The organism is Thermocrispum municipale DSM 44069, assembly GCF_000427825.1.
GTDB classification, from domain to species: Bacteria; Actinomycetota; Actinomycetes; order Mycobacteriales; family Pseudonocardiaceae; genus Thermocrispum; species Thermocrispum municipale.
In genome coordinates this window covers 1-26,295 of record NZ_ATYT01000022.1, presented here as the reverse complement: position 1 = coordinate 26,295, position 26,295 = coordinate 1, and the positions used below count along the sequence as shown (strand labels likewise).

27 protein-coding genes, 1 tRNA gene and 2 pseudogenes are annotated in these 26,295 nt (G+C 68.6%); 15 read left to right on the top strand and 15 right to left on the bottom strand.

Going from position 1 to position 26,295, the window contains the following annotated elements:
- The 4 genes and pseudogenes from YWM_RS26485 to YWM_RS23900 form a co-directional block, all read left to right on the top strand.
- Positions 1–206: pseudogene (locus YWM_RS26485) on the top strand (replication initiation protein); the annotation flags it as partial.
- A complete protein-coding gene (locus YWM_RS0115185; RefSeq protein WP_028847529.1) occupies positions 190–372 on the top strand; it encodes a helix-turn-helix domain-containing protein in 183 nt (60 codons plus the stop codon). The pseudogene YWM_RS26485 and the gene YWM_RS0115185, both read left to right, overlap by 17 nt.
- Complete coding sequence (locus YWM_RS26480; protein WP_169720995.1) at positions 372–545, top strand: hypothetical protein; 174 nt, start codon at positions 372–374, stop codon at positions 543–545. The genes YWM_RS0115185 and YWM_RS26480 overlap by 1 nt, the downstream gene beginning before the upstream one ends.
- Positions 545–1,696, top strand: a complete 1,152-nt coding sequence (locus tag YWM_RS23900; RefSeq protein WP_043661278.1) for a tyrosine-type recombinase/integrase — start codon at positions 545–547, stop codon at positions 1,694–1,696. Before YWM_RS26480 ends, YWM_RS23900 begins: the two co-directional genes overlap by 1 nt.
- A 76-nt stretch (positions 1,697–1,772) precedes the next feature.
- Here YWM_RS23900 and YWM_RS0115170 read toward each other — a convergent pair.
- The 3 genes from YWM_RS0115170 to YWM_RS0115160 form a co-directional block, all read right to left on the bottom strand.
- Positions 1,773–1,846 (bottom strand) — tRNA-Arg (locus YWM_RS0115170).
- Between the two features lie 114 nt (positions 1,847–1,960).
- Entirely contained in the window at positions 1,961–2,731 is a 771-nt protein-coding gene (locus YWM_RS0115165; RefSeq protein WP_169720994.1) for an IclR family transcriptional regulator, read from the bottom strand.
- 5 nt (positions 2,732–2,736) lie between these two features.
- The gene (locus YWM_RS0115160) at positions 2,737–3,522 is read right to left on the bottom strand and encodes an alpha/beta fold hydrolase (RefSeq protein ID WP_028851431.1); all 786 of its coding nucleotides are present in this window, start codon (positions 3,520–3,522) and stop codon (positions 2,737–2,739) included.
- Positions 3,523–3,647: 125 nt separating this feature from the next.
- Between YWM_RS0115160 and YWM_RS27195 the strand changes: the two are divergent.
- Both YWM_RS27195 and YWM_RS0115155 read left to right on the top strand, forming a co-directional pair.
- Positions 3,648–3,722 (top strand): annotated as a pseudogene (locus tag YWM_RS27195) (hypothetical protein); the annotation flags it as partial.
- A 64-nt stretch (positions 3,723–3,786) separates the two neighbouring features.
- Entirely contained in the window at positions 3,787–4,272 is a 486-nt protein-coding gene (locus YWM_RS0115155; RefSeq protein WP_028851430.1) for a UbiD family decarboxylase domain-containing protein, read from the top strand.
- Between the two features lie 106 nt (positions 4,273–4,378).
- Here the strand turns inward: YWM_RS0115155 and YWM_RS23895 are convergent, their stop codons facing one another.
- On the bottom strand, positions 4,379–4,834 hold the full coding sequence (locus YWM_RS23895; RefSeq protein ID WP_043661273.1) for a MarR family winged helix-turn-helix transcriptional regulator: 456 nt from the start codon (positions 4,832–4,834) through the stop codon (positions 4,379–4,381).
- Between the two features lie 109 nt (positions 4,835–4,943).
- Here YWM_RS23895 and YWM_RS23890 point away from each other — a divergent pair, with 109 nt between their 5' ends.
- Positions 4,944–8,315 carry an efflux RND transporter permease subunit gene (locus tag YWM_RS23890; RefSeq protein WP_043661270.1) on the top strand — a complete coding sequence of 1,124 codons (3,372 nt, stop codon included), beginning with the start codon at positions 4,944–4,946 and terminating at the stop codon, positions 8,313–8,315.
- A gap of 55 nt (positions 8,316–8,370) precedes the next feature.
- Here the strand turns inward: YWM_RS23890 and YWM_RS0115140 are convergent, their stop codons facing one another.
- From YWM_RS0115140 to YWM_RS0115125, 4 genes are read right to left on the bottom strand one after another with little or no spacing between them, the layout of a single operon-like run.
- Entirely contained in the window at positions 8,371–10,089 is a 1,719-nt protein-coding gene (locus YWM_RS0115140; protein ID WP_028851429.1) for an FAD-dependent oxidoreductase, read from the bottom strand.
- Between the two features lie 23 nt (positions 10,090–10,112).
- Positions 10,113–10,721, bottom strand: a complete 609-nt coding sequence (locus tag YWM_RS0115135; protein ID WP_028851428.1) for a hypothetical protein — start codon at positions 10,719–10,721, stop codon at positions 10,113–10,115.
- The gene (locus YWM_RS25295) at positions 10,709–12,085 is read right to left on the bottom strand and encodes an FAD-binding oxidoreductase (RefSeq protein WP_028851427.1); all 1,377 of its coding nucleotides are present in this window, start codon (positions 12,083–12,085) and stop codon (positions 10,709–10,711) included. The genes YWM_RS0115135 and YWM_RS25295 overlap by 13 nt, the downstream gene beginning before the upstream one ends.
- Positions 12,086–13,192, bottom strand: coding sequence for an alpha/beta hydrolase family protein (locus YWM_RS0115125; protein ID WP_043661267.1), 1,107 nt, complete (start codon positions 13,190–13,192; stop codon positions 12,086–12,088). It lies immediately after the preceding gene.
- Positions 13,193–13,482: 290 nt separating this feature from the next.
- On the opposite strand from YWM_RS0115125, the gene YWM_RS0115120 reads away from it, so the two are divergent.
- The 5 genes from YWM_RS0115120 to galT all read left to right on the top strand — a co-directional run bounded on the left by YWM_RS0115120 (position 13,483) and on the right by galT (position 16,755).
- On the top strand, positions 13,483–14,235 hold the full coding sequence (locus YWM_RS0115120) for a TetR/AcrR family transcriptional regulator (protein WP_028851425.1): 753 nt from the start codon (positions 13,483–13,485) through the stop codon (positions 14,233–14,235).
- An 80-nt stretch (positions 14,236–14,315) separates the two neighbouring features.
- Entirely contained in the window at positions 14,316–14,651 is a 336-nt protein-coding gene (locus YWM_RS0115115; protein ID WP_028851424.1) for an ArsR/SmtB family transcription factor, read from the top strand.
- Positions 14,648–15,157: an SRPBCC family protein gene (locus tag YWM_RS0115110; RefSeq protein WP_043661264.1), complete on the top strand. Its 510-nt coding sequence runs from the start codon at positions 14,648–14,650 to the stop codon at positions 15,155–15,157. Before YWM_RS0115115 ends, YWM_RS0115110 begins: the two co-directional genes overlap by 4 nt.
- 55 nt (positions 15,158–15,212) lie before the next feature.
- Positions 15,213–15,716 (top strand): GNAT family N-acetyltransferase, encoded by a 504-nt coding sequence (locus YWM_RS0115105; protein WP_028851422.1) that lies wholly within the window; start codon positions 15,213–15,215, stop codon positions 15,714–15,716.
- Positions 15,717–15,726: 10 nt separating this feature from the next.
- Entirely contained in the window at positions 15,727–16,755 is a 1,029-nt protein-coding gene (galT, locus tag YWM_RS0115100) for a galactose-1-phosphate uridylyltransferase (RefSeq protein ID WP_028851421.1), read from the top strand.
- 265 nt (positions 16,756–17,020) lie between these two features.
- Here the strand turns inward: galT and YWM_RS23880 are convergent, their stop codons facing one another.
- From YWM_RS23880 to YWM_RS0115070, 6 genes are all read right to left on the bottom strand, one after another.
- Complete coding sequence (locus YWM_RS23880; RefSeq protein ID WP_043661288.1) at positions 17,021–17,983, bottom strand: asparaginase; 963 nt, start codon at positions 17,981–17,983, stop codon at positions 17,021–17,023.
- A 272-nt stretch (positions 17,984–18,255) separates the two neighbouring features.
- Entirely contained in the window at positions 18,256–19,167 is a 912-nt protein-coding gene (locus YWM_RS0115090) for an SMP-30/gluconolactonase/LRE family protein (protein WP_028851420.1), read from the bottom strand.
- A gap of 9 nt (positions 19,168–19,176) precedes the next feature.
- The gene (locus YWM_RS0115085) at positions 19,177–19,818 is read right to left on the bottom strand and encodes a histidine phosphatase family protein (RefSeq protein ID WP_028851419.1); all 642 of its coding nucleotides are present in this window, start codon (positions 19,816–19,818) and stop codon (positions 19,177–19,179) included.
- Entirely contained in the window at positions 19,818–20,894 is a 1,077-nt protein-coding gene (locus YWM_RS0115080; RefSeq protein ID WP_028851418.1) for a phosphotransferase family protein, read from the bottom strand. Before YWM_RS0115080 ends, YWM_RS0115085 begins: the two co-directional genes overlap by 1 nt.
- Positions 20,895–20,901: 7 nt before the next feature.
- The gene (locus YWM_RS0115075) at positions 20,902–21,657 is read right to left on the bottom strand and encodes an SDR family oxidoreductase (RefSeq protein ID WP_028851417.1); all 756 of its coding nucleotides are present in this window, start codon (positions 21,655–21,657) and stop codon (positions 20,902–20,904) included.
- Positions 21,654–22,880, bottom strand: coding sequence for an acyl-CoA dehydrogenase family protein (locus YWM_RS0115070; RefSeq protein ID WP_028851416.1), 1,227 nt, complete (start codon positions 22,878–22,880; stop codon positions 21,654–21,656). Before YWM_RS0115070 ends, YWM_RS0115075 begins: the two co-directional genes overlap by 4 nt.
- 58 nt (positions 22,881–22,938) lie before the next feature.
- Between YWM_RS0115070 and YWM_RS0115065 the strand changes: the two genes are divergently transcribed.
- Together YWM_RS0115065 and YWM_RS23875 are read left to right on the top strand one after the other, a co-directional pair.
- Positions 22,939–23,535 carry a TetR/AcrR family transcriptional regulator gene (locus YWM_RS0115065; protein WP_052344935.1) on the top strand — a complete coding sequence of 199 codons (597 nt, stop codon included), beginning with the start codon at positions 22,939–22,941 and terminating at the stop codon, positions 23,533–23,535.
- Between the two features lie 249 nt (positions 23,536–23,784).
- Positions 23,785–24,162 carry a hypothetical protein gene (locus YWM_RS23875; RefSeq protein WP_245566055.1) on the top strand — a complete coding sequence of 126 codons (378 nt, stop codon included), beginning with the start codon at positions 23,785–23,787 and terminating at the stop codon, positions 24,160–24,162.
- Between the two features lie 106 nt (positions 24,163–24,268).
- Here the strand turns inward: YWM_RS23875 and YWM_RS0115055 are convergent, their stop codons facing one another.
- Positions 24,269–25,915: an acyl-CoA synthetase gene (locus tag YWM_RS0115055; protein ID WP_425426563.1), complete on the bottom strand. Its 1,647-nt coding sequence runs from the start codon at positions 25,913–25,915 to the stop codon at positions 24,269–24,271.
- Between the two features lie 197 nt (positions 25,916–26,112).
- On the opposite strand from YWM_RS0115055, the gene YWM_RS23870 reads away from it, so the two are divergent.
- Positions 26,113–26,295: helix-turn-helix domain-containing protein (locus YWM_RS23870; RefSeq protein ID WP_156914763.1), on the top strand; the 183-nt coding region annotated here is incomplete at its 3' end.

Below are 26,295 nucleotides of genomic sequence, written 5' to 3'. Positions count from 1 at the left end.
CCCGCCGAACCTGGCGACTGGCCACCAACCTCGCAGCCGCCGAACTCGACCCCAACGACGTCCTCGTCATCAACGACTGGCGCTTCGACGGTGTCGGCTACACCAACGAAGCCGAACGCGAGCTAGCCGCCGCCATCGCCACCCGCATCCGCCAACACCGAGCACTCAAACACCGAAAGGACAACGACCATGCCCAAGCTGCTTAGCGTCGAGGACCTCTCGGACATCCTCGGCATCCCCGTCAACACCCTCTACCAATGGCGCACCAAAGGCTACGGGCCACCCGGCTGCCGGATGGGCAAGTACGTGCGGTACCGCCCTGAGGACGTCATGCAGTGGGTGGCCGAGCAGGTCAAGAAGGCGGTGGCCTGATGCAGATCCGGCTCATGGGCACCCCGACCGAACTCACCCACGCCGCTGCCGTGCTGGCCCAGGTGCTCACCGTGCACCGGGTCAGCGACATCTACCCCAACCGCGGCGCCACCGAGCAGGGCCGGCTCTACCTGGACGCCGCCCTACCACCGGAGCCGAAGGAGGTGCGCTGATGCCTCGGCCACCGCTGCCGCTCGGCACGCACGGCAAGATCCGGGTGTACAAGCTGGGCCCCAGGCGGGTCCGGGCTCGCACCAACTACCGCGACTACGACGGGGTGACACGCCCAGTCGAGCGGATCGGCAGGAGCAAGGCCGACGCGGAGAACAGGCTCAAGGAGGCCCTGCGGGACCGTACCCGGGCTGGTAGCAGTGAGGAGATCACCAGCCGGTCGAAGGTCGCGGCGGTGGCGGCGCTGTGGCTGCGGGATCTTCAGGAGTCAGACAAGGCACTGCGCACCAAGGAGACCTACCGTCAGGCGTGGGAACGGGATCTGGCCTCGGCGGTCGGCAATCTCCAAGTCGGTGAGGTCACCGTGGGGATCGCGGATCGGGTGCTGCGGGCGATCCGGGACAACACGGGGCTGGGCAGCGCCAAGCACGCCCGGGTGGTGCTCACGGGGATCTTCGACCTGGCGCTTCGGCACGAGGCCATCAAGAGCAACCCGATCCGCAACGTCCCGGGGCTCACCGCCGGCGGCAAGAAGGCCCCCGGGCAGAAGGCCGGGCCGGTGCTGTCGGCCGAGGAGCTGCCCAAGCTCCGCGAGCACCTGCGCTCCCTGCCTCCCGAGCGGCAGCACGACCTGGTCGACCTCGTCGACCTGCTGGCCGCGACCGGCTGCCGGATCGGCGAGCTGCTGGCGTTGGACTGGAGCCGGGTTGACCTCGACGCCGGCACGATCCGCATCGAGGGCACGGTGATCCGCGTGCCGGGCAGCGGGCTGATCGTGCAGCCGCACACCAAGTCCACCGCCGGGATGCGCACCCTGAAGCTCCCGGCCTGGGCGGGGGAGGTCCTGCGCCACCGGGCGGCGGCCGGCACCAGCTCGTGGGTGTTCCCCTCGACCACGGGCACGCTGCGCGATCCGGACAACACCCGCAAGCAGCTCCGGATGGCGGTCAAGGGCACCCCCTGGGAGGGGCTGCACCCGCACGCCTTCCGCCACCTGGTCGCCACCCACCTCGATGAGGCCGGGCTGACCGCACGACAGATCGCCGACTACCTCGGCCACGCCCAGGTGAGCATGACCCAGGACGTCTACATGAACCGCGGAGTGGTCGGGGGAGCGGCGGCGGCAGCGCTCGACGTCATCGCGCCCGAGTGACGAGGGCAAAGATGGGGGTAAAGCGTGGGCCGATCTCCTCGGAGATCGGCCCACGTGCGTTCCACCTGGTCTTCTGCGCCCCCGGCAGGACTCGAACCTGCGACCTAGAGATTAGAAGGCTCTTGCTCTATCCAGCTGAGCTACGGAGGCCGGTGTGCGGTACCCGCACGCCCCAAGTTTATCCGGCCGGACCTGGCGGCGCGCCAAGGCGTGGCACGATCCGGCGGCCCCGTGACCCGTTCGGTGCCGGCACAACAGGTCGCGCTACCGAGTGCCGGGCCGACCGCCCAAGTGCTGCGTGATCCGCGCGGCGCACGCGGCGACCCGCTCCCCGATCTCGGCCACATTGCCCTCGTGCAGCTCGGAAGCGAACGCCAACGTCGTGATCACACATGAGACCTGTCCGTGCCGGTCGAAGATCGGCGCGGCGACGCCGCCCTGGGCGACGTCGAACTGCTGGAGGCTGATGCTGTACCCCCGCTGCCGGGTGGCCTTCAACTCGGTGTGCAGATCCGCCAGGTCGACCAGGGTGTTCGGCGTGAACTGCTTGATCTGGTGCCGCTCGACCGCGCGGTCGAACTCCTCCTCGGCAGACCACGCGTGGAACGCATTCATCAACGCCGGCGCGGAGAACTCGAAGTACTCTCCGACACTGACCGTCACCCGGACCCCGGGCCGCCGTTCGGCCTTCGCGACCACGACGTATCCGCCCGAACCGTCGCGTTCGGCGATGAACACCACGAATCCCAGACGCCTGCTGAGGTCCTCGATCTCGTCCTGCATCACCCGCAACGCCACGGCCCGGCTGACCCCGGTCAGCGTCAGCAACCGTGGCCCGAGGGTCCACCCACCCCGATCGGACAACGACCGCACCCAGCCGGCGCTCTGCAACGTCGACAGGATGTTGTAGCAGGTGCTTCGGTTCAACTGCAGCTCGTCCACCAGCTGCCGTGGTGTCACCGCATCCGGCCATTCGGCCGCCAGCCGCTCGATGACCCGAACCGCCGACGCGACGGCAGGAACCTTGCCGGCCACGGCCACTACCTGCCGTCGCCCCGGAGATGCTCCAGCACCACCGGCCACGACCGGCTGTCCTCGAGCAAGCTCAAATGCCGCGCGCCCGCGACGATCTCCAGCCGGGAGCCGGCGATCCCGGCGTGCAAGGCCTCGGCCATCGACGGTGGCGTCGCATAGTCGTCCTCCCCCACCACGATCAACGTCGGGCACGTGATCGTCGCGAGCCGCTCGGTGTCGTCGAACGCACCCAGCGCATGGCACGCGGCGGCATGGGCCCGGGACTCCGTCCGCAGGAAGATCTTCTCGACCCGCCGGACCTCCTCCGGGTGCGCGGCGACGAACCCCGGCGAGAACCACCGATCGTGCTGAAACGGCAGTTGCTCCTCGCGCGGCATGCCGACCGCAACGCGGGCACGGTCCCGCCACGCCTGTTCCCTGTCCGGCCCGTAGCAGGCCGTGGTGTCGGCCAGCACCAGCCGATCGACCAGCTCGGGACGCCGGGTCGCCAGCGCGATCGCGGTGGACCCACCCATCGACAGACCGAGCACCGACACCGGGGCGACATCGAGGGAGGTGATCAGCGCCGCGATGTCCTCCGCCAGATCAACAACGGTGAACGGCTCGCCGTCCCACGTCGACTGCCCGTGCCCGCGCGCATCCGGAGCGATGACGCGGAAGTCGTCGCGCATCCGATCGATCAGCGGCCGCCACATCTCGCCGCTCATCGCCAACGAATGCAGCAGCACCACGACCGGGCCCCGCCCCTCGTCGACGGCCGACAGCGTGCCCCAGGGCATGTCCAGCCTCATGACGACCTCCCGACCCGGCGAGCGTCCTCCACGGAAGACTTCTCGACTTCCATCAAAGACTAATCTTAAGTAAACTAGTACAGTACGTCACCCTCGATAACTGACGCCCCGCGTGGGAGCCCCCGGTGAACACCAGCCCCATCCGCCGAACCTCGGTCGATGTCCTCATCGTCGGCGCGGGCGTCGCGGGCGTCACCGCGGCCATCGAAGCGGCCTCGGCAGGAGCACGCGTCACCCGGGAAACCGCCGCACGACTACTCGTACATGCGCACCGCGCTGAAGTCGGCCATGATCGAAGATCAGCTCGTCGGGCTCGGCGTGCGCGGCATCAAGGGTGCCTGGGCGCACGAAACCGGGGGTGGCCGACTGTTCATCGTCGTGTCGATCTCCCAGCAGTACGCCGGGCACGCCCGCCAGGTCGGACAGCTCGCGGGACACATCCCGACCGCGGCCTACATGAACCGCTACGTCGTGGTGGTCGACGACGACATCGACCCCAAGGACCTCGGCGAGGTCGTGTGGGCGATGTCCACCCGCTCGGACCCGGCGACGGACATCGAGATCAACACCCGCACGTGGGGCAGCAAGCTCGATCCGATGCTGCCGAAGGGACAGCCGCCGTTCAACAGCCGCGCGGTCATCGACGCGTGCATCCCGTTCGAGCGGCGCGACGAGTTCGCCAAAGTTGCGGTGAGCGACCCGGCGTACCTCGCCTCCGTCGCACAACGGTGGGCCTCGGTGTTGGGCTGAGCGCCAGCCGTCGCGCAGCGGTGGGTCTCGGCGCGGACCTCTCTCGTCGCAGCCGCACCTCGGTGCTGACCCGCCCGCACCTCTCGCGCCGTCGGACGCGCACACCCTATTCGCCGCGCAGCTGTTTCGCGGCATCGATGAGGGCGTGCATGACCTCTTCGAATTGGCGCAGCGTGTCGGTGTCCACTCGTTCCAACACTCGGCGGAACTGCGTCGCGCCCGCGTCGAGCATGCGATCCACCTCCGCCTGACCCTCCTCGGTCAACGCCACCCGGCGGATCCGGCGATCGTTCGGATCCTCCCGGCGTTCCACCAGCCCCTGCGCCACCAGCCGATCGACGATGCCGGTGAGCGTGCCCATCGCCACCCGCAACTTCGCCGCCAGTTCATGACTGGACGCCGGCCCGTCCAGCGCCAGGTTCACCACCAGCCGGAGCTGCTGCATGGTGAGCGTCGAGTTGACGAACGGCGGTTCCTGATCCGGGATCAGCGCGCGGGCGAGATCGCGCTGCAGGCACGCCAGGCTGGACACCAACCGCCCGCGCTCGTCCGACCCCGGCACGACATCCTCCTCGCCGAGAACTTTGTGGCACACGAAAAGTTTGCCTGAGGCGAAATGTTAGCATCGCCCAAATCGAAGCGCGTTCTGTTCGCACCGAAGGGGTACCGCCATGACCGGGTTGACCAGGCTCAGCCTTGCCAACCGCGCGTTGGTCATCCTGATCTCGCTGGTGATCAGCGCTGTCGGCGTGTTCGCCATCCCGCAGTTGAAACAGCAGCTGTTCCCCTCGTTGAGTCTGCCGATGGTCTCGGTGGTCACGCCCTACCCCGGTGCGCCGCCGGAGACGGTCGAGGATCAGGTCACCGAGCCGATCGAGAACCAATTGCGCACCCTCGACTCGGTCGAGGAGATCACGTCGATCTCGGCGGAGAACGTCTCCACGGTGCGCGTCGCCTTCGACTACGGCAACGAAGCCGACGACCTGGTCGACGACATCAAGTCCGCGGTGTCGGAGGTGGAGAACGAGCTCCCCGAGGACGTCGAACCGCAGGTGATCGCGGGCAGCACCGACGACATTCCGGTGCTGGTGCTCGCGGTCAGCAACGGCGACGGTCAGCGACAACTCGCCGACAAGCTCGAACGGATCGCCGTTCCCGAGCTCGAAGCGATCCCGGACGTCGCGGACGTGGCGATCACCGGTGCGCGGGAGGACCGCGTGGTGATCAAGCCGGACGCGGACGAGCTGGCGGAACGGGGAATCAGCCCCACCGCGATCGTGCAGGCTCTCCAGGCGAACGGGGTCGTGGTGCCTGCGGGCAGCCTGACGGCGGACAACCGCTCAGTGACGGTGCAGGTCGGCGGGAAGCTGGACAGCGTCGCCGACATCAAGGGGCTCTACCTCCAGCCTGCCGGGCAAGGGGCCGGGCCGGGCGCAGGCGCCCCCGGCCAACCGACGCCCGGCGCTGGTCAGCAAGCGCCCGGCGGGCAGGCGGGCGCCGGGCAGCAAGGCCCGGCTGCTCAGCCGGGCGCCGGGCAACCGGGTGCGGGTCAGCAAGCTCCGGGTGGGCAGACGGGCGCGGGCCGACAGGGCCCAGCGGGTCAGCCGAACGCCGGTCAGGGCCCGAACGCCGGTCAGCAGGCGCCGGGAGCGCAGCCACCCACCCAGGCCCGGCCACCGGAGCCGGTCAAGCTGGGCGACGTCGCATCGGTCAAGCTCGAGCCCGAAGAGGCCACCAGCATCACCCGCACCAACGGCAAGCCGAGCCTCGGCCTGTCGATCACCATGGTCACCGACGGCGACGCGGTGGGTATCTCGCACGAGGTGCGTGAGCGCATCGACGGCATCGCCGAGCAGATCGGCGAAGACACCTCGATCACCGTGGTGTTCGACCAGTCGCCCTACGTGGAGCGGTCCATCGAGGACCTGACCACCGAGGGTGTCCTCGGCCTGGTGTTCGCCGTGCTGGTGATCATGATCTTCCTGCTGTCGCTGCGTTCGACGCTGGTCACCGCCGTGTCGATCCCGCTGTCGGTGGTCATCGCGCTCATCGCGCTGTGGATCGGTGACTACTCGCTCAACATGCTCACGCTCGGCGGGTTGACCATCTCGATCGGCCGGGTGGTGGACGACTCGATCGTGGTGCTGGAGAACATCAAACGGCACCTCAGTTACGGCGAACCCAAGCACCGTGCGGTGTTGAACGGCGTGCGCGAAGTCGCCGGTGCGGTGACATCGTCGACGCTCACCACGGTCGCGGTGTTCCTGCCGATTGCCTTCGTCACCGGTCTGGTCGGCCAACTGTTCTCGTCGTTCGCGATCACCGTGACGGTGGCGCTGCTGGCGTCGCTGCTGGTCTCGCTCACCGTCATCCCGGTGCTCGCGTACTGGTTCATGCGCAGGCCCAAGCAGGCCGAGGACCAGGACGAAGAGCAGGTGCGGCGGCTGCGGGAACAAGCCGAAGCGGCCGAGCTGCGCACTCCCCTGCAGCGCGCCTACGTCCCGGTGCTGCGCTTCGCCACCCGTTTCCGGGCGGTCACCATCCTGATCGGCGTCGCCGTGCTGATCGGTACCGGCCTGTTGCTGCCCGGGCTGAAGACGAACTTCCTGGACTCCACCGGTCAGGACACCACTCAGGTCAGCATGACCATGCCCGCGGGCACGGACCTGGCCACCACCGACCGGGCCGCCAAGAAGATCGAGAAGGTCCTCGACGAGACCGAGGACGTCGCGTCCTACCAGGCGAACATCGGCGCGGGGAACCCGATGCTCGGCGGGCTGGGCGCGGCCACCGACCGGGCCACGTTCTCGGTCACGGTCAGCGATGACGCCGAGACGCCCGAGGTGGAGGACAAGCTCCGTGAACGGATCGCCGAGCTGAACGGCGTCGGTGACGTCACCGTCGGCATGCGAGGCGGCGGCGAGGAGATGGGCGGCAACGCCGTCGAAGTCATCGTCACCGGCGCCGACCGCAAAGCCTTGGCCGACGCCGCGCAACAGGTCGAATCCGTCATGGAAGAGATCGACGGCCTGCGCGACGTGACCTCCGACCTGAGCGAGGCCGCACCGCGAGTGCAGATCTCGGTCCGCAAGAAGGAGGCCACCGAGCTGGGGCTGTCCGAGGCCACCATCGGGCAGTACGTGGCGCAAGCGTTCCGCGGTAGCCCGGTGGGCGAGGTGACGATCGACGGCCGCAACCTCGAACTGGTCCTGGCCTCGGCGGAGAAGAAGCCTGCCACGGTCTCCGACGTCAAGAAACTCGAGCTGCCGACCGCCGTGGGCCCGGTCGAGCTGTCCGAGGTCGCCACCGTGCGCGAGGTCGACGGGCCGACGCAGATCAGCCGCTCGGAGGGTGAGCGGGCCGCCACCATCTCTGCGGCGGCCGACATCGACGACCTCGGCGCGGTGACCGACGAGCTCACCACCACGCTGGCCGAGCTCGACCTGCCGGAGGGCACCGACTACCAGATCGGCGGGTCCAGCGCCGAGCAGCAGGACGCGTTCGCCGACCTGCAGCTGGCCATGCTGATCGCCATCGCGTTGGTGTTCATCATCATGGTGGCCACGTTCCGCAGCTTCGTGCAGCCGCTGATCCTGCTGGTCTCGGTGCCGTTCGCGGCGACCGGAGCGATCGGGTTGTTGCGCCTGACCGACACCCCGCTCGGTGTGCCCGCCATGATCGGGTTGCTGATGCTGATCGGCATCGTGGTGACCAATGCGATCGTGCTGATCGACTTGATCAACCAGTACCGGGCGCAGGGCATGTCGGTGCGCGAGGCGGTCATCGCAGGCGGCAGACGCAGGCTGCGCCCGATCCTGATGACCGCGGTGGCCACGATCTGCGCGCTGATCCCGATGGCCATCGGCCTGACCGGCTCCGGTGGGTTCATCGCCCAGTCGCTGGCCATCGTGGTGATCGGCGGGCTGATCTCGTCGACGCTGCTCACGCTCGTGCTGGTGCCGACGCTGTACAGCCTGGTCGAGGGCGGCAAGGAACGCGTGCGACGGCGGTTCCGGAAAGCGCAACCGACCCCGGCCGAGTAGGTCGGGCGGGGTCGAGATGGGCTCGGGCGGCGATGCCGCCCGAGCCCACCAGCGATCACACCGGCTCGGTGCTGCGTTCGAGCATCCGCGTGCACATCCGGTCAGCCATCGCCGCGATGGTCAGCGACGGATTCGGACCGACCGGCCCCGGCATCGCGGCACCGTCGGCGATGTACAGCCCCGGGTGCCCGAACACCTCGCCGTTCGCGTCGCACACCGCCTCCCCCGGGTGGTCGCCGATCGGCGCGCCGCCCAGCGGGTGAACCGTGACGATGCGCCGGAAGAACCACATCGGGTTGTCCACGAACCCGGTCCCGAGTGCGTCGGCGATCTGCCGCATCGTGGACCGCATACGCTCGAAGTAAGCCATGCTGGTCTCCGAGGTCCACTCCACGTCGAGCCGATCACCGTCCAGCCGCATCACGCCGTCCGGGACGTCGCGGCCCATGCCCAGCAGCGGCAACGCTCCGGCCGACAGGGTGCCGTCTCCGAGCAGGTCGGACAGCTCGGCGCCCAGGCTGTTGTCCGGCGCCAGCTTCAACGTGGTGAGCAGCCACTTGCCGAGGAACGCGCCGATCCGCCACAGGCTCTTCGGCCCGGACGTCTCGGCGATCCACTCCGCGAACGCCGGATAGCCACCGTCCTGGATGTAGAAGCCGCGCTCCGCGCACTCCCCCGTCACACCCTCGTCGACCGCGTCCGGGACCCGCAGCGCGCTGGTGATGACCGGCCCCTCGGAGGCACCGAACTGACGCACGTTCTCCTCGTCATCGGCGGGCATCAGGAACGTCAGCAGGTCACCGTTGCCGGAGAACTTCGTGCCGAGCGCATCGCTGAGCCCCGGCAGCGTCTCCCGGTTGCGCAACAGCAACAACGTGGTCCCGTACGTTCCGGCGGCGAGCACCAGCCGGCGGCACACGATGGTGTGCCGCGGCATGTCCTCCCAGTCGACGTCCCGCCCTTCGTTCTCCGGCAGATGTTCGACGTAGCCGACTCGGTAGCCGCCGCCCTCCAAGGCCTCGATCGTGCGGACCTCGCAACGCGGCCGGATGTCCGCGCCTTCCGCGGCCGCCGCGGACAGATACGTGTGGTCGAGGCTGTTCTTCGCACCGTCGTTGCAGCCGATGTTGCACTCACCGCACAACCGGCACGACTTGCGCTGGACGCCGTGCAAATTCCCGTACGGTGGGTCGACCAGCGGCAAGCCGATCGCGGGCTGCTGCCCGGGCGCCGCGGAGAAACTCACCGCGAGCGGAGGCAACGACCACTCCAGCCCGAGCTTCTCGGCCGCCTCCCGCATCGCATGGGTCTTGCGCGACCCCGCGTACGCCGGCGACTCGAACGGATATGGCGAGACGTTCAGCATCCGCTCGACCGCGTCGTAGTGCGGATCGAGCTCGGCGCGCGTCACCGGCCAGGTCTCGTAGCCGCCGCCCGGCAGTGGATCCTCGCACACGAACCACCGCTCGTCCTTGCGGATCATCACGTTCGCGTAGATCAGCGATCCGCCGCCGAGCCCGCTGCTGACCAGCGAGTCGAAGCCGCGGAACGTCCACACGTCGAACATGCCCTGCAGGCCCTCCGTCGGGTCCCAGAACGCACGGCTCATCTCGCGTGGATTCCGCGGGAAGCTGCCCGGCGGGTACGCCCTGCCCCGCTCGAGAAGCACCACGTCCTGACCGGCCTCGGCGAGCCGATACGCCGACACCGAGCCTCCGAAGCCGGATCCGACCACCACGACATCGGCTCGCTCTTCGGGCGCCGCGCTGCGCATTCCTACCTCCCCAGCGAACAACCTCAACGTGGCAGTGCGTTCCCTGGAAGGTACGCCTCGCTCAGCTTCCGGGCGAACAGCCAACCGTAAGCGCCCACCGCCCGGAGTACCTGCGCCGGAGTGCGCGCACCGGTCGCCCGCATCGACACCAGAGCCGCCAAGAAATCCACGAAACCGATGCGTAGCTGACCCGCACCGACGACGTCGGCCCCGGCGTCCCGCCCGCGGTGCAGCGTGACCTCGAGGCGGGTGGTGTCCGACCACATCCGGTGGAGCACAGGCTTGTCCCGCCAGCACTTGACCCCGGCAAGGTGGAACCGGCCGCGCTCACCGAAGGCCTCGTCCAACGGGACGTAATAGCGCATCAGCGCCTCGCCGTCGGACGGGAACAGCTCGAACACGCCACCGGTGAACGGAACCGGCTCGGCGACCCCGGGCATCGTCACCGACCCGGACATCTCCGCACGCGGATTGGCTGAGTGAACGAACGTATCGATGTCCGTGACGCGCACGGTGGCGTGCAACGTCATCACCCAGCCGGCGCGCCTGCCGCGCTCCACCGCATCGGCCGCGTCGGACGTACCGAGCACGAACGGCCCCGACATCCGCTCACGGAAGGTCAAGCCCACCATCGCGCCTCCGCGCCTTCCTCGTCACTGCCATAACGCGCGTTCGGATCCAACCATCTGCGGCGTTGCGGATCCTCACTGGTGCGGGTGTGCAGGTACCGGAAGGCCCGGTGCGCCAGGGCGACGTCGTCGATCCGCTCGACCACGGTGGACAGAACGCTTTCGGTCATTGTGGCCGGGTCCACCGTCGCCGTCACCGTGATCTCCGCATGTCGCACGTCATCTCGATCACCGCTGAGGTACGGGGACCTGATCGGCTTCAGATACAGCGCCACGGGACCCACTGCCCCCGCCTCCCGCGCTGCACCGCAGGCCTCGAGCATGCCGCGGGCAACGTCGGCCGCCGCCTCGGCCGGAGCGATCGCGATGAACATGCGCGTCGGACCGCCGACCGTGGCGTCGGCGAGATCGTCGGCGAACCGCTCCACCCGCTCGACCGTCGGGTAGATCGGCGGCAACACCATCGCCGCGACCCCCGCGTACTTGGCGATCGCTCCCGCCGCCGGTGGCAGGTTCGTCACGGCCGCGCCGATCAGACGCTGATACCCCGCGGCCAGACGGCTCCGCAGCACGCGGTCCGGCCGCTTCCGCGCGAGGTGGTACCGCGAGATCTGCCCGTACCCCGCTTTTCCGAGATCGACCCAGAACGCACGGGCGTACAGCGCCGGATCCGGGTTGCACACCAGCTCCTCGGCCCGGGCAAGGAAGTCGGCAAACGTGCCGGTGAGCACCCGGTCGTTGCGCAGCACCGTGCGCTGCTTGTCGATCCGCTGCAGCTCGACGGTCAGCTCGGTGATGACGCCGTAGCGGCCCAGCCCGGCGAGCACACGCCGAAACGCCTCGTCGCCGGGACCGCACCGATGGACCTTCCCGGCGTGGTCTACGTACTCCAGCTGCGTCACCGTGTCGACGAACAGCCCGAAACGGTGCGAGGCCGGGCTGATCCCGCCGACCGAGGCGAACCCACCCGCCGTGATGTCGCCGTGGTCACCGACCACCTTGAGCCCGAAGCCGTGCCGAGCCAACCGCTGATCGACGTCGAGCAGCCGCGCTCCGGCTTGCATCGTGCAGGTGCTGGCGCGTTCGTCCACCTCGACCCGATCCATCAGCTCGGTGAGCAGCACCGTGCCGCCCTCCCCGGTCACCAGCCGGTTGCTGGAGTGGCCGCTGCCGCGCACGATCAGCTTCTCGCCCGCGGCAGCGGCTTCCCGCACGGCCCGCACGACGTCCTCGGTACTACGCGGCAGGAACACCTTGAACGGCCACCGCGGCGCGACGTCCGGATCGCCGACCCGTTCCCAGTCGTAGGCCAGCCAGGACAGCTCGGCATGCGAGAACGCGCGGTGCCCGACCGACCGATCTCGCACTTAGCCCGCCTGACGTTTCAGGAAATCCAGCATTCGAGGAAAGACGTCCCGTGCGACGTGCTGCCCCATGAAGACGTCCTGGTGACCATAGCCGTCGAACACCTCGAGTTCGTGCCTGCCCGGCGCGACGGCTTCCAAACGCTCGTAACACACCTGGTTGGAATCGACGAAGACCCGGTTCTCCGTGCCGGTGGTCAGCAGCACCGGTGTGCGGACCTCGGCCGCCGCGGACAGGTACTCCGCCGGCAGCTCCGGGTGACGGCGCCGGTTGTAGGTGACCGCTTGGCCGGCGCGCAGCATCTTCGCCACGTGACGGTAATAGGCGAACCCGGTCGGGCCGTAGAGATCGCCGCTGCGGTCGTGCGTCACCGGATGCAGGTTCTCGTGCTCGTACAGGGCAGGCCGTCCGCTGCCCCACATCAGGCTGAGCATGTGGCAGGCCCGCTCGTCGCACTCCGGGTGGAACAGTTCGGTGATCCGGGCGATGAGCCCTTCGCGCGACCACACCGGCCGCTCCCCCCACTTCGGGCCGATGCTGTGCAGCCGCAGCACGTCCTCGAGGATCACCGGAGCCACGGCAAGCTTGATCTGTGACCACAGCGGCACGCGCGGGGTCAGACCGACACTGTTGGCAATGATGCTGCGCACGCGGCCCGCCACGCCCTTCACCTGGCCGAACACCGCCATCATGATCGCCACCGAGCCGAGGCAGTGGCTGATGACGTGCACCCCGTCCACCCCGGTCTCGCGCTCGATGACGTCCAGTGCAGGCGCGAAGTCGTAGCGGGCCACCTCGTCCAGGGTGTCCCGCCTGCCGGAGACGTTGTAGGAATGCCGGTTGCTGAACCGCACGTCCACCGTCCACACGTCGGTGAACCCGTTGTCCAGCAGGAAGCTCACCAGATTGCGGTGCTCCGGCATGATGTACATGTCGCTCGACGTGGTCAGCCCGGAGACCACCAGCACCACGTCGTCACTCGGCTCGCGGCAGAACCTCAGCAGGCTCAGATCCAGGCCGTCCTCGGTGCGGTAGTGATGCGTCGAAGTCTCGGCGCCGCGCACGCCTTCCAGCGTGTGCAACGGGATCACCGAATCGTGGGGATCCATCTGGCACCTCCGACCCTCCAGCCGCGCACGGCACCTTCGCCGGGCACCGCACGCCGTCCCCCACCGCGCCGCCCTATTCGTTGTACCAGTGCTGGAGGCGGGGCCCCACCCCCAGAAGCGGCCCCGCCTCCACGGATTCCCTCCCCCTGCAACTCAGGAATCCCTGTACACTGGTCTGAGTAGAGAACACTGTTCTCGCCGGAGAGAGTAGTCAACCAACTTGTTCTCCGTCAAGAACACGCGCCAAGAAAAGTTGACGGTGTTCTCGTAGTGGAGTAAAGATGCCTGTCATGCGATCCGCCGAAGCCGCGAACAACGCCTCGCAGCGCGCGCCGTCGCGGCGCGAGCGGTTCCGTCAGGCCACGATCGACGAGATCAAGATGTACGCCCGCGAGCAGATGGCTGCGGGCGGCCCGGCCAGCCTGTCGCTGCGGGCGGTGGCCAGGGACATGAACATCACGCCGTCGGCGCTGTACCGGTACTTCGCAGGCATCGACGACCTGATCACCGCGCTGTGCGTGGACGCCTACCACGCCGTGGGTGACGCGGTCGGTTCGGCGGTGCAAGCACTCCCGGAGGACGACCACGTGGGCCGGTGGCGCGCGTACGCCAACGGTTTCCGTGAATGGGCGCTGGCGAACCCGTCGGACTTCGCCCTCATCTACGGCACGCCGTTGCCCGGCTACCAGGCCCCACCCGAGATCACCCAGGCCGCCGCGTCGCGCTATCTCGGCGTCGCGCTGTCCACCGTGTCGTCCGCGGTCAGCGCTGGTGCGATCGACCTCGAGCGCAGCCTGTTGACGTACACGCCGGACCTGGACCCGCAGCTGGTCGCGAACTGGGCCAAGATCGGCCTCCACCTCGATCCACAGATCGCCGCGATCACCGCGGGCGCCCAGGTCACCGTGCAGGGCCACCTCACGCTCGAGCTGTTCGGCCACTTCAACTGGCTGCGCAACGACATCAACCACGTATGGGAGGGCCACCTGCGGGCGATGATGATCGCGATGGGCTTCGACCCGCAGGTGCTGCCCGAGGTCTGACGCTTGTCCCTCCCGGTGTTGACCCTGCTCCGACGCAGGCGTACATTAAACCAATCAGTTAATTAACTAGGTGGTTTTCTATGGCGGACGACCAGCTCAGCAAGGTGTTCTCGGCCCTGGCCGATCCGACGCGGCGCGCCATCCTGGCGCGGCTGGCCGACGGTGAGGCCACGGTCAACGAGCTGGCCGAACCGTTCCAGATGAGCCTCCCCGCGGTCTCCAAGCACCTGAAGGTGCTGGAACGCGCGGGGCTCATCACCCGCGGCCGCAACGCCCAATGGCGACCGTGCCGGCTCGAGCCCGCACCGCTGCGTGAGGTCTCGCACTGGGTCGGTAACTACCAGCGGTTCTGGGACGACAGCTACCAGCGCCTCGATGACTACCTGGACCGACTCCAGCAGGGAGAATCGTCATGAGCAGCACGACAGGCAGCGCGGTCATCACCACCCCGACCGACACCCAGATCGTCATCAGCAGGCAGTTCGCCGCCCCGCGCGAGCTGGTGTGGGACGCGTTCACCAAGCCGGAGCACGTGCGCAACTGGTGGGGCCCGCGCAAGTACGAGAACCACATCACCGAGATCGATCTGCGCCCGGGCGGTTCGTACCGGTTCGGTCAACGTGGGCCGGACGGCATGGAGGTCCTCTTCGGTGGCACGTATCGGGAGATCGAGCCGCCACGACGCGCCGTCTACACCGAGCGGTGGTTGAACATGCCCGCCGAGCTCGGCGGCGGTGCGGAAGGCAGCCCGGAAGCGGTGATCACCGCGACGTTCGACGAATACGGCGGACGCACCACGGTGACCCTGGTGTGCGAGTACGGCTCGCGCGAGGTGCGGGACGCGGTGCTGGCTTCCGGGATGGAATCCGGCATGCAGGAGTCCTACGACCGCATCGACGAGATCTTGGCCACCGCGCAGTGAGCATCCGGCCAAATTGGCTTGCCCGCCGGCAAACCCGGCGGGCAAGCTTTTGACCATGCAGATCAGGCAAGCTCAGCCGGACGACTGGGCGTCGATCTGGCCGTTCTTCCAGCGCATCGTCGCCGCGGAAGAGACGTACGCCTACGACCCGGACATCGACAAGGACAGCGCCGAGCGGCTGTGGATGCAGCTCGAACCGCCCGCGCACACCGTGGTCGCGGTCGACGACACCGACCCGGCCAAACCGATCGTGGGCTCGGCGACCATGTACCCGAACCGACCGGGACCGGGCTCGCACATCGCCAGCGCGTCGTTCATGGTCGACCCGGACCGGCACGGCAAAGGAATCGGGCGCGCGCTCGGCGAGTACGTGATCGATTGGGCCAATCGCAACGGCTACCGGGGAATTCAATTCAATGCGGTGGTGGAGACCAACACCGCAGCGGTGCGCCTGTGGCAGTCCCTCGGATTCCGCATCATCGGCACGGTGCCCGGCGCTTTTCGCAGCCGCAAGCACGGCTACGTCGGCCTGCACGTGATGTTCCGGGAGGCCGGGTAGCGTTCTGCGCATGCACACGAGCACGATCCGCCTGGCCGATGGCAGACAGCTGACGTATTACGACCGCGAGCCAGGCACCGACCGGTCCGCGGCGGACAAGCGTGATCTGCCGCCGTTGTCCGCGCAGAGCCAGATGCGGCACGACGTCCTGCAGGACGAGTACGTGGTGGTGGCGACCCATCGACAGGGCCGCACGCATCTGCCCGCGGCGGACGAGTGCCCGCTGTGTCCGTCACGCGACGGCAGGCTCACCGAGATTCCGTCGGACGACTACGAGGTGGTCGTCTTCGACAACCGCTTCCCCTCGCTGACCCCACCCGGCGGCCACTGCGAGGTGATCTGCTTCAGCAGCGACCACACCGCGGCGCTGAGTTCGCTGCCGGACGACCGGGTGGAGCTGGTGCTGTCGGCATGGGCCGACCGCACCGCCGAGCTGTCCGGCAGGCCGGGTGTCGAACAGGTCTTCCCGTTCGAGAACCGCGGCGTCGAGGTCGGCGTGACGCTGCACCACCCGCACGGGCAGATCTACGCGTTGCCGTTCGTGCCGCCCAGGGCGCGGCGGATGCTCGAGCAAGCGCGCAACCACTATCACCGCACCGGCGGCAACCTGTTCGCCGAGGTGCTGGCCAACGAGCTGGACGCGGAGATCCGCATCGTCGAGCACACCACGCACTGGACCGCGTTCGTGCCGGAGGCCGCTCGCTGGCCGGTCGAGCTGCATGTCTACCCGAACCGGCAGGTGGCCGACCTGACCGAACTGACCGCGGTGGAGCGGCAGGACTTCGCCTCGTTGTATCCGCGGTTGCTGCGCAAGCTCGATGCGCTCTACGACAAGCCGCTGCCGTACATGGCCGGCTGGCAGCAGGCACCCGTGGCCATCGACCGGGACCTGGCGTACCTGCGCCTCGAGCTGGTCTCACCGCGCCGGGCCGCGGAGAAGTTGAAGTACCTGGCCAGCGTGGAGACGTTGATGGGCGCGTTCCTCAACGACGTGCGCCCCGAGGAGACGGCCAAGCGGCTGCGGGAGGTGTCCGGGTAGGCCGCCCGCAGGGGGCGCCCGGATGAACGCCCGCACCACGCGACCGCGGCAGCTGCCCGGCAACGCCCCCGCTCCGCGGTGGAGCCGGCAAGGCCCGCGCTCGACGGCCCGCAGAGGTCGCCCAGGAAGGCCCGCAGTCGGCCGCACCGCAGGGACGCCCGAGTAAGCGTCCGCGCCACGCGACCGGGCAGCCCGACGGCGACCCTCGCGCAGCGCGGCGGCACCCGGCAGCGCCCGGGTCGACCGACCGCGGCAGCCACCCGGGCTAAGCCCGCACCACCCGATCCGCCAGGGATTCGGCCAGGCGCACGCCGTCGGTCTCGGTCAGGGCGGTGCCGAGCAGCGGGTTGATCACGCGCGGATCGACGCCACACAGCGCCAGCCCGGCGGCCGTCAGCTGCTCGCGGGGGCGTGGCGCACCGTCGGCCACCTTCACGGCGACCGCCGAGCCGTCCGGCAAGGCGGCGACCAGCACGCCCTCGTAGCCGTCCTTGGCGATCACTCCGGGCACCTGCTGAATCATCCGGGTCACGCCGCGATCCGAGCCGCCGAGCATCTCCGGATGCCGGCGGATCGCTGCGGCCACCTCGGCCTCGGCGGTCGGCGGTTGCGCGGTGGCGATGGCCGACGCGGCACGAGCGAGCCCGCGCAGCGTGACGGCGAACAGCGGTGCCCCGCAACCGTCGACGGCGACGTGCGCGGGCTTCTCTCCGGTCAGGTCGGTCACGGTTTCCGCGATCGAGCGCTGCAGCGGATGTTCGGGGGCGAGGTAGCCGGCGAGCGGCCAGCCGTTGAGTTTGGCCGTGGCCAGCATCGCGGCGTGCTTGCCCGAGCAGTTCTGCACCACTCGGCTGGCGGGTTCACCGGCGGCGAGGTGCGCGTCCCGAACTTCCGGGTCCAGCGGCCGGCCGACCGGATTGCGCAAGTCGTCCACACTGAGTTCGGCCTCGGTGAGCATGCGGAGCACACCGTCGACGTGCTGATCCTCGCCGGAGTGGCTGGAGGCGGCCAGCGCCAGCAGGTGCGGCGGCAGGCGCAGGCCGAGCCGCACCATGGCAGCCGCTTGCACCGGCTTCATCGCCGACCGGGGATAGATCACCGCGTCCGGCTCCCCTGCAGAGAAGAGCACCTCGCCCTCGGGCCCGAGCACGACCATCGAGCCGTAGTGCACGCTCTCCACCAGCCCCGAGCGCAACACGTACGCCAGCGGTTCGTGGCGCGGGGCAATGAGCTGGTTGTCCGAGGGATTCTGCTGGGCCTTCGTGGGGCCGAACGTCGATGTCTGGTTCACGACGCCAGTCTCCGGTCGGCGCGCTCGGCCGGTCAAACCGCGCGTGCGTGAGCCCGCCCACGCATCGCACCTGGAAAGGTGTCGGCCCCGATTCAGTGGCCAGTCATGTCGCGCGGGGACACACTGTCGATCCCGAGGTGATCACCAGCCCACTGCCCGCACCCGGGTTCCAAGCCCCGCACAGGCTAGGGCGGGAACTGGATCAGTTCTCAGCCCAGGTACGGCATGACCACGACGTGGTTACCGAGCAGGCTGCCGAAGTACAGCCACCCGTCCCGCTCGCGGACCGCGCTGAGCACCGTGAAGCCCTCGAGCCTCCCTCGGTACTGCCGCACGACCTTGCCGGACGTGTCCAGCCCGATCGCGGCGACGGTCGAGGTGATCCGCAGCCGCTGCGGCAACCGGCCGACGACGTCCCGCACGACCTTCGGCGTGCCCCGCAGCACTTCGAACGCGCGCACTCGCGGGCTGGCCAGCGCAACCCAGATGAGCTGATCGGAGCCGGTCGAGGCGTTGTCCGGATAGCCGGTCAGGTTGTCGGCGAACACATCGCTCGTGCCTGCCGCGTCACCGGTCAGCCAGTACCGGGTGAGCCGCCGCTCCCCCGTCTCGGCAACCACCACGAACGACTCGTCCGGGGCGAGAGCGACGCCGTTGGCGAAATGCAGCCCGCCGAGCAGCTCTTCGACCTCGCCGTCCGGTGTGCGGCGCAGCAACCGCCCGGTGCCGGTCTGGTGCAGCAGGCTCCTGCGCCACTGCGACGGATCGAAATGCGTCGAGGAATCGCTGAAGTAGATCGTGCCGTCGGCCGCCACCGCCGCGTTGTTGCACGCCCGCAGATCCGCGCCGCTGACCAGCGAGCGCGCAGCGCCGTCGGAGATCGAGACGGCCAGCAGCCCGCGGGGTCCCCCGCACGCCACCAACTCGTCCTCTCCGTAGAACTCCAGACCGTAGACCCGCCCATCCAGCTCGGCGATGGTCTCGACCGTGCGACCGTCCTGGCTGACGCGCAGGATGCGGCCGTCGGACAACCCCGTGTAGACCTGGCCGTCGGCGTCCACCACGACATCCTCGGGCCCCTCGCCGTTGAGCGGAACGAGCTTGGCGTCGCGAAACCCCATGCGTTTTTCCTACCGGAACGAGAACAAATGCCTCCGCGCGCCCTCGAAATGCCCGTGCTCGTTCAGCGCGACCAACGTCAGCCCGGACCGACCACTGATGATCTTGGTGATGGCCGCGTTGGCCATCATCCGGTTGAGCCGCCAGAACAACCCCGGCCGGTCACCGAGGATCCGACCGGTGATCGCCGCGATCACCCCACCGGAGGTGAACACCAGCGCGTTCTGGCCGGAGCCCAGCTCGCTCACCACGGACTCCAGGGCGCCGTCGACCCGCGCGGTGAAGTCGTCCCAGCTCTCCGCCGCCCGACCGTCACCGGGACCGGCGGCCACCCACGCCTGCAGCGAGGCGTCCAGCACCCGCTGGTAGCCACGCTCGTCGCTGGTCTCGGGCACCTCGGGGGCGTAGGCGAACACGTCGGCGAAGTCGTACTCGTTCCACCGCGCGTCCTGGTCCGCGTGGAAGCCCGCCGCGATCGCGGTGTCGCGTTGCCGCGCCATGCTGCCGCTGCGCACCACGGCGAATTCCAGACCACGTCGCCGCAGCTCCTCCCCCACGACGACGCCTTGCTCCTTGCCCAGCGGGGACAGCTTGTCGTAGTCGTCGGAGCCGAACGAGGCCTGGCCGTGCCGCACCAGGTAGATCGCGCCCATCAGCCGGCAGCCTTCGCGTCCGACGCGATAAGTTCACGGCACTGACGGTCGGCGTACACCACGTACTCCCACATGTTCGCGTAGATCGGATTGTGCGTGCCGCCGTCGACGTAGCGCTTGTAGAGCTGCTGCAGGATCACGGCGAGCCGGAAGATCCCGTACACCCGGTAGAAGGTCCCGTTCTTGGCGACCTGCTCCTGACGGCCGGTGCGCTCGGCGTAGTACTCGACGACCTCGTCGCGGGTCAGCATCCCCGGCAGGTGGGTCGGCTGGCGGCGCATGCTCTGCAGGAACTCGTCGTCGTCGGCCTGCGTCCAGTAGGCCAGCACGGCGCCCAGTTCCATCAACGGATCGCCGACGGTGGCCATCTCCCAGTCCAGCACGCCGATGACCTGCAACGAGTCGTCGAGAACCAGGTTGTCGAACCGGTAGTCGTTGTGGATCAGGCACGCACCGACGTCCTCCGGCTGGTTCTCCTGCAGCCAGCGCATCACCTCGGCGCAGTCCGGCACGTTGTCCGTACGCGCTCGCTCGAACCGGCGGCACCATCCGTCGATCTGCCTGCGCACGTAGCCCGGCCCCTTGCCGATGTCGGCGAGACCGGCGGCTTCCACGTCGACCTGATGCAACTCGATCAACCGGTCGATCGCTTGCAGGCACAGCGCCCTGGTCTGCTCCGGCGTCGGATTCAGCCCTTCCGGCAGATCCCGGCGCAGGATGATGCCGTCCAGCTTCTCCATGACGTAGAACTCCGCGCCGATGACGCTCTCGTCCTCGCAGAACGCCAGCATTTTCGGCACGAACTCGAACACCGGACGCAAGCGCTGCTGGACCTGGAACTCCCGCCGCATGTCGTGGGCAGAGGCAGCGCGATGCCCTCGCGGCGGGCGCCGCAGGATCAGTTTCCGGTCCGGGTAGTTCAGCTGGTACGTCAAATTGGACGCGCCGCCGGGGAACTGCTGCACCGTCGGCGGCCCGGACAATCCGTCCAGACGTTCGCTCAGCCACGCATGAACCGCTGCCGGGTCGAAGGCGTCCTCGTCACGCACCGCCCCGGGAGTGTCGTGCACCGTCACGTCGTCCTCACATCACCTTTCGCAGCAACCAGTCCGGGGCGATCCGCAGCATCGGTGCGACCACCGACCACGGCCACCGCGGCACGAACGCCGACTTGGGCTCACGCTCGATCGTGGCGATCATGTCCCGCACGCCTTTCTCCGTCGAGACGATGAGCGGATTCTTCGGCGCCCGCGCGGTCATTTCCGACTCGATGTAGCCGGGCTTGAGGGTGGTCACCTTCACCGGCCCGCTGCCCTGGTGCAGGCGAATGCCTTCACCCAACGACGCCGCGAACGCCTTGCTGGCGGCATACGCGGTCAGCGTGCGCGGTGCGCCGCGCTGAGCCAGCACGGAGGCGATCACCACCAGATGTCCGGCCTGCTGCTCGAGGAAGATCTCCATCGCGGCCTCGCACTGGGCGAGCAAACCCACCACGTTGGTCTGCACCGTCTGCTTGTTGGCGCGCTCGAAGTACCCGGTGCCGAGCGGCTGCCCCTTGCCGAGACCCGCATTGGCGATGACGCGGTCGATCCGGCCGAGCTCGTCGCGAAACTCCCGGAAAACGGTGAAGACCGCTTCGCTGTCGGTCACGTCCAGTTTCCTGGTGACCACCTGGATCCCGGGGTGCTCGCCGCGCAACGTCTCGGCCAGCTCGTCGATCCGGTCCAGCCGGCGCGCACACAACGCGAGGTTGCGCCCCTTCGCCGCGAACTGGCGCGCCATCTCCGCACCGAGGCCCGAACTGGCACCGGTGATCAGGATGTTCTTGCGTTCCGTCACGACTTCTCCCGGTACGGGGCCAGCTCCAGCCTCGACACCACGCCCAGGTGCACCTCGTCCGGCCCGTCGGCCAGCCGGAGCGCGCGAGCCCACGCGGCCGCGGAGGCCAGCGGGAAGTCGTCGGTCACGCCCGCGGCGCCGTGCAGCTGGATCGCGAAATCGATGACCTCCTGGGCCATGACCGGCACCGCGGCCTTGATCTGGGACAACTCGGACAGCGCCCCCTTGGCGCCCTTGGTGTCCAGCAACCACGCGGTGTACAGCACGTGCAGCCGCGCCTGGTTGATGGCGATCCGGGCCTTGGCGATCCGCTCCCGGTTACCACCCAGGTCGGCAAGCGACTTGCCGAACGCGGTGCGCGCGGTCGCGCGCTGCAGGCCCGCTTCCAGCGCGCGCTCCGCCAGGCCGATCGTGCGCATGCAGTGGTGGATCCGGCCCGGTCCCAGGCGGCCCTGCGCGATCTCGAAGCCGCGGCCCAGCCCTGCGATCACGTTCTCCTTGGGCACCCGCACGTTGTCGAACACCACTTCGCCGTGCCCGTAGGGCGGGTCCAGGTAGCCGAACACGTTGAGCATGCGCTCGACCCGCAGGCCGGGGTGGTCGCGCGGCACGATGACCATCGAGTGCCGGGCGTGCCGCGGCGCCTCCGGGTCGGTCAGCCCCATGAAGATGACGAACGCACAGTTCGGGTGGCCGATGCCGGACGAGAACCACTTCCGCCCGTTGATCACCACCTCGTCACCGTCCGGCACCGCGGTGGCCGCCATGTTCGTCGCGTCCGACGAGGCCACGGCGGGCTCGGTCATGCAGAACGCCGACCTGATCTTGCCCTCCAGCAGCGGCTTGAGCCAGCGTTCCCGCTGTTCGTCACTGCCGTAGTGGACCAGCACCTCGGCGTTGCCGGTGTCCGGTGCATTGCAATTGAACACCTCGGGCGCGAACGGGTATCGGCCCATCAACTCGGCCAGCGGCGCGTAGTCGACGTTGGACAGTCCCGGATAGCCGGTGACGTCGGCCTTGGCGGGTGGCAGGAAAAAGTTCCACAGCCCGGCGTCGCGCGCCTTGCGCTTGAGCTCCTCGATCACGGGGAGCTCGACCCACGGGTCGTCCAGCTTGCGCAACGACTCGGCGTACTCGGCCTCCACCGGAGCGATCTCGGTGGCGATGAAGTCGGCGACTTTGTCCCGTAGCTCGGCCGCTTGCGGCGACAGTGCGAAGTCCATGTCTGGCACGCTACAGTCTTATTGAGCATCGCTCAATAGCACCGTGGGGAGGCCTTTGGTGGGCACGACAACGCCGCAGCGCCGCCAGCGGCACGACCCGGTCGAGCGGCGCAAGCAGCTCATCGGCATCGGCCTGCAGATGCTCACCGAACGGCCGTTGCACGAGATCACCGTGGACGCGGTGGCCGCTCAAGCGGGTATCTCGCGCACATTGCTGTTCCACTACTTCCCCACCAAGCAGGACTTCTACGCGGAGGTCGTGCGAGCGGCCGGCCGCCGCATGCTTCGTGCCGCGTTCCCCGCGGGTCGTGACTCGCCCAGCGAGCTGGACGACGTCACCGACGGATACTTGTCGTTCATCGAGCGACGGCACGAGCTGTACACCGGACTGTTCCGCGGCACCGCGCCGGGCGATTGGCTGCACGACATCGCACAAGAGACCCGGACCCAGATGGTCGACCAGCTGTTGCTGACGCTGGGCATTCAACGGCCTGCGCCGATGGTGCGCGCGGCGATCGGGGCCTGGTTGTCGTTCGCCGAGGAGCTGTGTCTGGACTGGGCGGCCCATCGGCCCGGCAACCGAGATCGCGTGCTCGCGCTGCTGCGCGGCAGCCTGCGCAACGTCGTCGAGCTCGCCGACGGCGATTCGAACTGACGCCGTCTCCCACCCTTTTCACGTACGTGAAACATTTCACGAGCACACAATCCGGCGCCCGCGCATTCGCACCGCATTCCCGAACAACGTATTAGACCATTCGGACGTATGCGGCATCCCTCGGCGCAGTTTTTTATGACAGAATAAGACCGGATTCTCAGTGACAATACCGGCAATTCGGACTTGACCGGCGCAAGGGGCGAGCGGCCGATCCGGTGGCCGGTGACGAGAATAGCGAGGGCAGATTTGATGACCATGTCACCCACCCCCGGTGGTAGCGCCGGGGACGATGATCGGAGCACGCCGTTCTCCCGCGAGCTGCGCGCGGCGATCAAGGCCAGCGGACTCGGACTGGACCGGATTCAGGTGCGGCTGCGCAACCGCGGGATACCGATCAGCGTGACGGCGCTGTCGTACTGGCAGTCCGGCAAGCGCCAGCCGGAGCGGGCGCGCTCCATCTCCGCGGTGCGAGCGCTGGAAGAAATCTTGGGCCGGCCTGCGGGTTCGTTGGTTCGCCTGCTCGAACCGCCGCGCCCACGCGGGCAGGCCGCGCGAGCATTGCGGGCGCGCAGGCGCGCAGCCGAGCCGAGCGAGCCGACACCGCCCGCCGGCCTGGTGACCTCGTAGCGAACTCCCCCTGCAGTTCGGCCCGTGGCACGACGAGCCACGGGCCGAATTCTTTGTCCGCAATTCGGGGAAACGATTCCTCGACCGCGGGAAATGTCACCCGGAATCAGCTTTCTGCGAGTTTTCCGCGCAATAATTTTCCGGTGGCGTTGCGCGGCAGCTCAGCAAGGAAGACGACATCCCGCGGCGTCTTGTATCGCGCGAGATTCGCTTTCACGTAGGCCTTCAATTCGTCGGCTTTCCGCTCGTCACCGGTGTGGCCGTCCGCGAGCACGACGTACGCCCTGAGCCGTTGACCGAACTCCTCGTCGTCCACCCCCACGACCGCGGCTTCCCGTACGTCCGGACGGCTCGACAGCAGGTCCTCCACCTCGAGCGGATACACGTTCTCGCCACCGGAGACGATCATGTCGTCGTCCCGGCCGACCACGAACAGCTGGCCGGACTCGTCGAAGTAGCCCATGTCGCCGGTCGACAGCAGTCCGTCGATGACCTCCTTGTTCGCTCCCCCGGTGTAGCCGGAGAACGACAGGCTGCTGCCGACGAAGATGCGGCCGACCTTGCCGGGCTCGGTGACCGGTTTCCCGTCGTGGTCGTACAGCCGTACCGAGCACCCGACCGGCGGTTTCCCTGCCGTGCGCGGATCGCGGCGGAGCTCCTCCGGCGTGGCCACGGTGGCGACGGCGACCTCGGTCGAGCCGTAGAGGTTGTAGAGGACGTCGCCGAAGGTGTCCATCGTCCGCTGCACCACGTCCACCGGGATCGCCGAGCCCGCGGAGAAGATGATCTCCAGCGACGAGGCGTCGTAGCGCTTCCTCGTCTCCTCCGGCAGGTCCAGGATGCGCTGCAACATCGTGGGGACGACCACGAGCACCTGGCACCGATGCTCGGCGACGGCGCGCAACGTCGCCTCCGGGTCGAACCGGCGCCGCATGATCACCTTGTGCCCGAGTGCGAGCGCGAGCAGCAACTGCGCCAACCCGGTGCCGTGGAATGCGGGCGCGGCCATGAACATGGCCTGCTTCGGGCGCAACGGGATGCGGTCCAGGAACTGCGCGCTCGCGATCGGCGACGTCTTCTCGCGCGGCGCACCCTTCGGCGTGCCGGTCGTCCCGCTGGTCAGCAGGATGAAGCTGCCCGGCCGAGGCGGCGTGGGGACCGGCCGCGAGGACGTGCGGGCTATCAGCTGCTCGACGCTCAGCACACCGTCGGGAACCGTGTCGGCGTCCTCGGTCCAGGCCAGGTAGCGCTCCACGGTGCCGTCGACCGCCTCCAGCAGCTGCGTGAACTCCTGGTCGTAGACCAACTTCACGGCACCCTCGCGGCGCATCACGTCGGCCAGCTGCATCTTGCCGAATCCGGTGTTGAGCAGCAGCAACTTCGCGCCGACCTTGCCGGAAGCGCCCATCGCCGTGACCAGCCCGCGATGGTCCCGGCACAGCGCACCGATCACCGTGCCCGGCCCGACGCCCCGCTCGGCCCACGCCCGCGCCAGCGCGTTCGACCGCTGGTCCAGCTCGGCGTAGGTCAGTTCCCCCGCCTCGTCGACCAACGCCACGGCATGCGGATCCTTACGCGCACCGACCGCCAGCGTCCCGGCGAACGGACCGACCTTGTGCATCGTCAGCAACGACCGGATGCCCTCGTCCGGGCGTCCCATCAAGCCCGATTGCCTGATCACGTGCACGCTGCGCGCCGTGATTACCGCCTTGCTCGTCAGTGACTTGGCCAGGCCCAGGAGCACCGTCGCCACCTCCTGGCCGGAGCGTAACGAGCGTTGTGAGCAACCGACAGAGATCTCCGGCCAATCCATCCGGACGGAGTTGCCTGCGGGTGACGCGCCGGCCCGCAACTTGCGGGGCACAACTGTGTTATCCCGCTACCGCGTCTGTCGCGCGTCAGACTTTGTGGCTCAGGGGTTATGTAGGTTCCTGAGCAGGAGGTATGACGATGAGCCGTCCCCCGGTGTTCCCGGTGGAGGACAAGATCCGGATCGTGCTGAGCGTGCTGTCCGGGGAGATGACGATCGCCGAGGCCGCTCGGCGGAACAAGGTCTCGGAGCAGTCGGTGTCGCGGTGGAAGGCCCAGTTCCTCGAGGGCGGCCGGGCCGGGGTTGCCGAGGGCGGTAAGGCC

Coding starts and splice junctions, on each gene's coding strand:
- YWM_RS0115185 (WP_028847529.1), top strand. CDS start 190: ATGCCCAAGCTGCTTAGCGTCGAGGACCTCTCGGACATCCTCGGCATC.
- YWM_RS26480 (WP_169720995.1), top strand. CDS start 372: ATGCAGATCCGGCTCATGGGCACCCCGACCGAACTCACCCACGCCGCT.
- YWM_RS23900 (WP_043661278.1), top strand. CDS start 545: ATGCCTCGGCCACCGCTGCCGCTCGGCACGCACGGCAAGATCCGGGTG.
- YWM_RS0115160 (WP_028851431.1), bottom strand. CDS start 3,522: ATGAGGCTGGACATGCCCTGGGGCACGCTGTCGGCCGTCGACGAGGGG.
- YWM_RS0115155 (WP_028851430.1), top strand. CDS start 3,787: ATGCGCACCGCGCTGAAGTCGGCCATGATCGAAGATCAGCTCGTCGGG.
- YWM_RS23890 (WP_043661270.1), top strand. CDS start 4,944: ATGACCGGGTTGACCAGGCTCAGCCTTGCCAACCGCGCGTTGGTCATC.
- YWM_RS0115140 (WP_028851429.1), bottom strand. CDS start 10,089: ATGCGCAGCGCGGCGCCCGAAGAGCGAGCCGATGTCGTGGTGGTCGGA.
- YWM_RS0115135 (WP_028851428.1), bottom strand. CDS start 10,721: ATGGTGGGCTTGACCTTCCGTGAGCGGATGTCGGGGCCGTTCGTGCTC.
- YWM_RS0115125 (WP_043661267.1), bottom strand. CDS start 13,192: ATGGATCCCCACGATTCGGTGATCCCGTTGCACACGCTGGAAGGCGTG.
- YWM_RS0115120 (WP_028851425.1), top strand. CDS start 13,483: ATGCGATCCGCCGAAGCCGCGAACAACGCCTCGCAGCGCGCGCCGTCG.
- YWM_RS0115115 (WP_028851424.1), top strand. CDS start 14,316: ATGGCGGACGACCAGCTCAGCAAGGTGTTCTCGGCCCTGGCCGATCCG.
- YWM_RS0115110 (WP_043661264.1), top strand. CDS start 14,648: ATGAGCAGCACGACAGGCAGCGCGGTCATCACCACCCCGACCGACACC.
- YWM_RS0115105 (WP_028851422.1), top strand. CDS start 15,213: ATGCAGATCAGGCAAGCTCAGCCGGACGACTGGGCGTCGATCTGGCCG.
- galT (WP_028851421.1), top strand. CDS start 15,727: ATGCACACGAGCACGATCCGCCTGGCCGATGGCAGACAGCTGACGTAT.
- YWM_RS0115090 (WP_028851420.1), bottom strand. CDS start 19,167: ATGGGGTTTCGCGACGCCAAGCTCGTTCCGCTCAACGGCGAGGGGCCC.
- YWM_RS0115085 (WP_028851419.1), bottom strand. CDS start 19,818: ATGGGCGCGATCTACCTGGTGCGGCACGGCCAGGCCTCGTTCGGCTCC.
- YWM_RS0115070 (WP_028851416.1), bottom strand. CDS start 22,880: ATGGACTTCGCACTGTCGCCGCAAGCGGCCGAGCTACGGGACAAAGTC.
- YWM_RS23875 (WP_245566055.1), top strand. CDS start 23,785: ATGACCATGTCACCCACCCCCGGTGGTAGCGCCGGGGACGATGATCGG.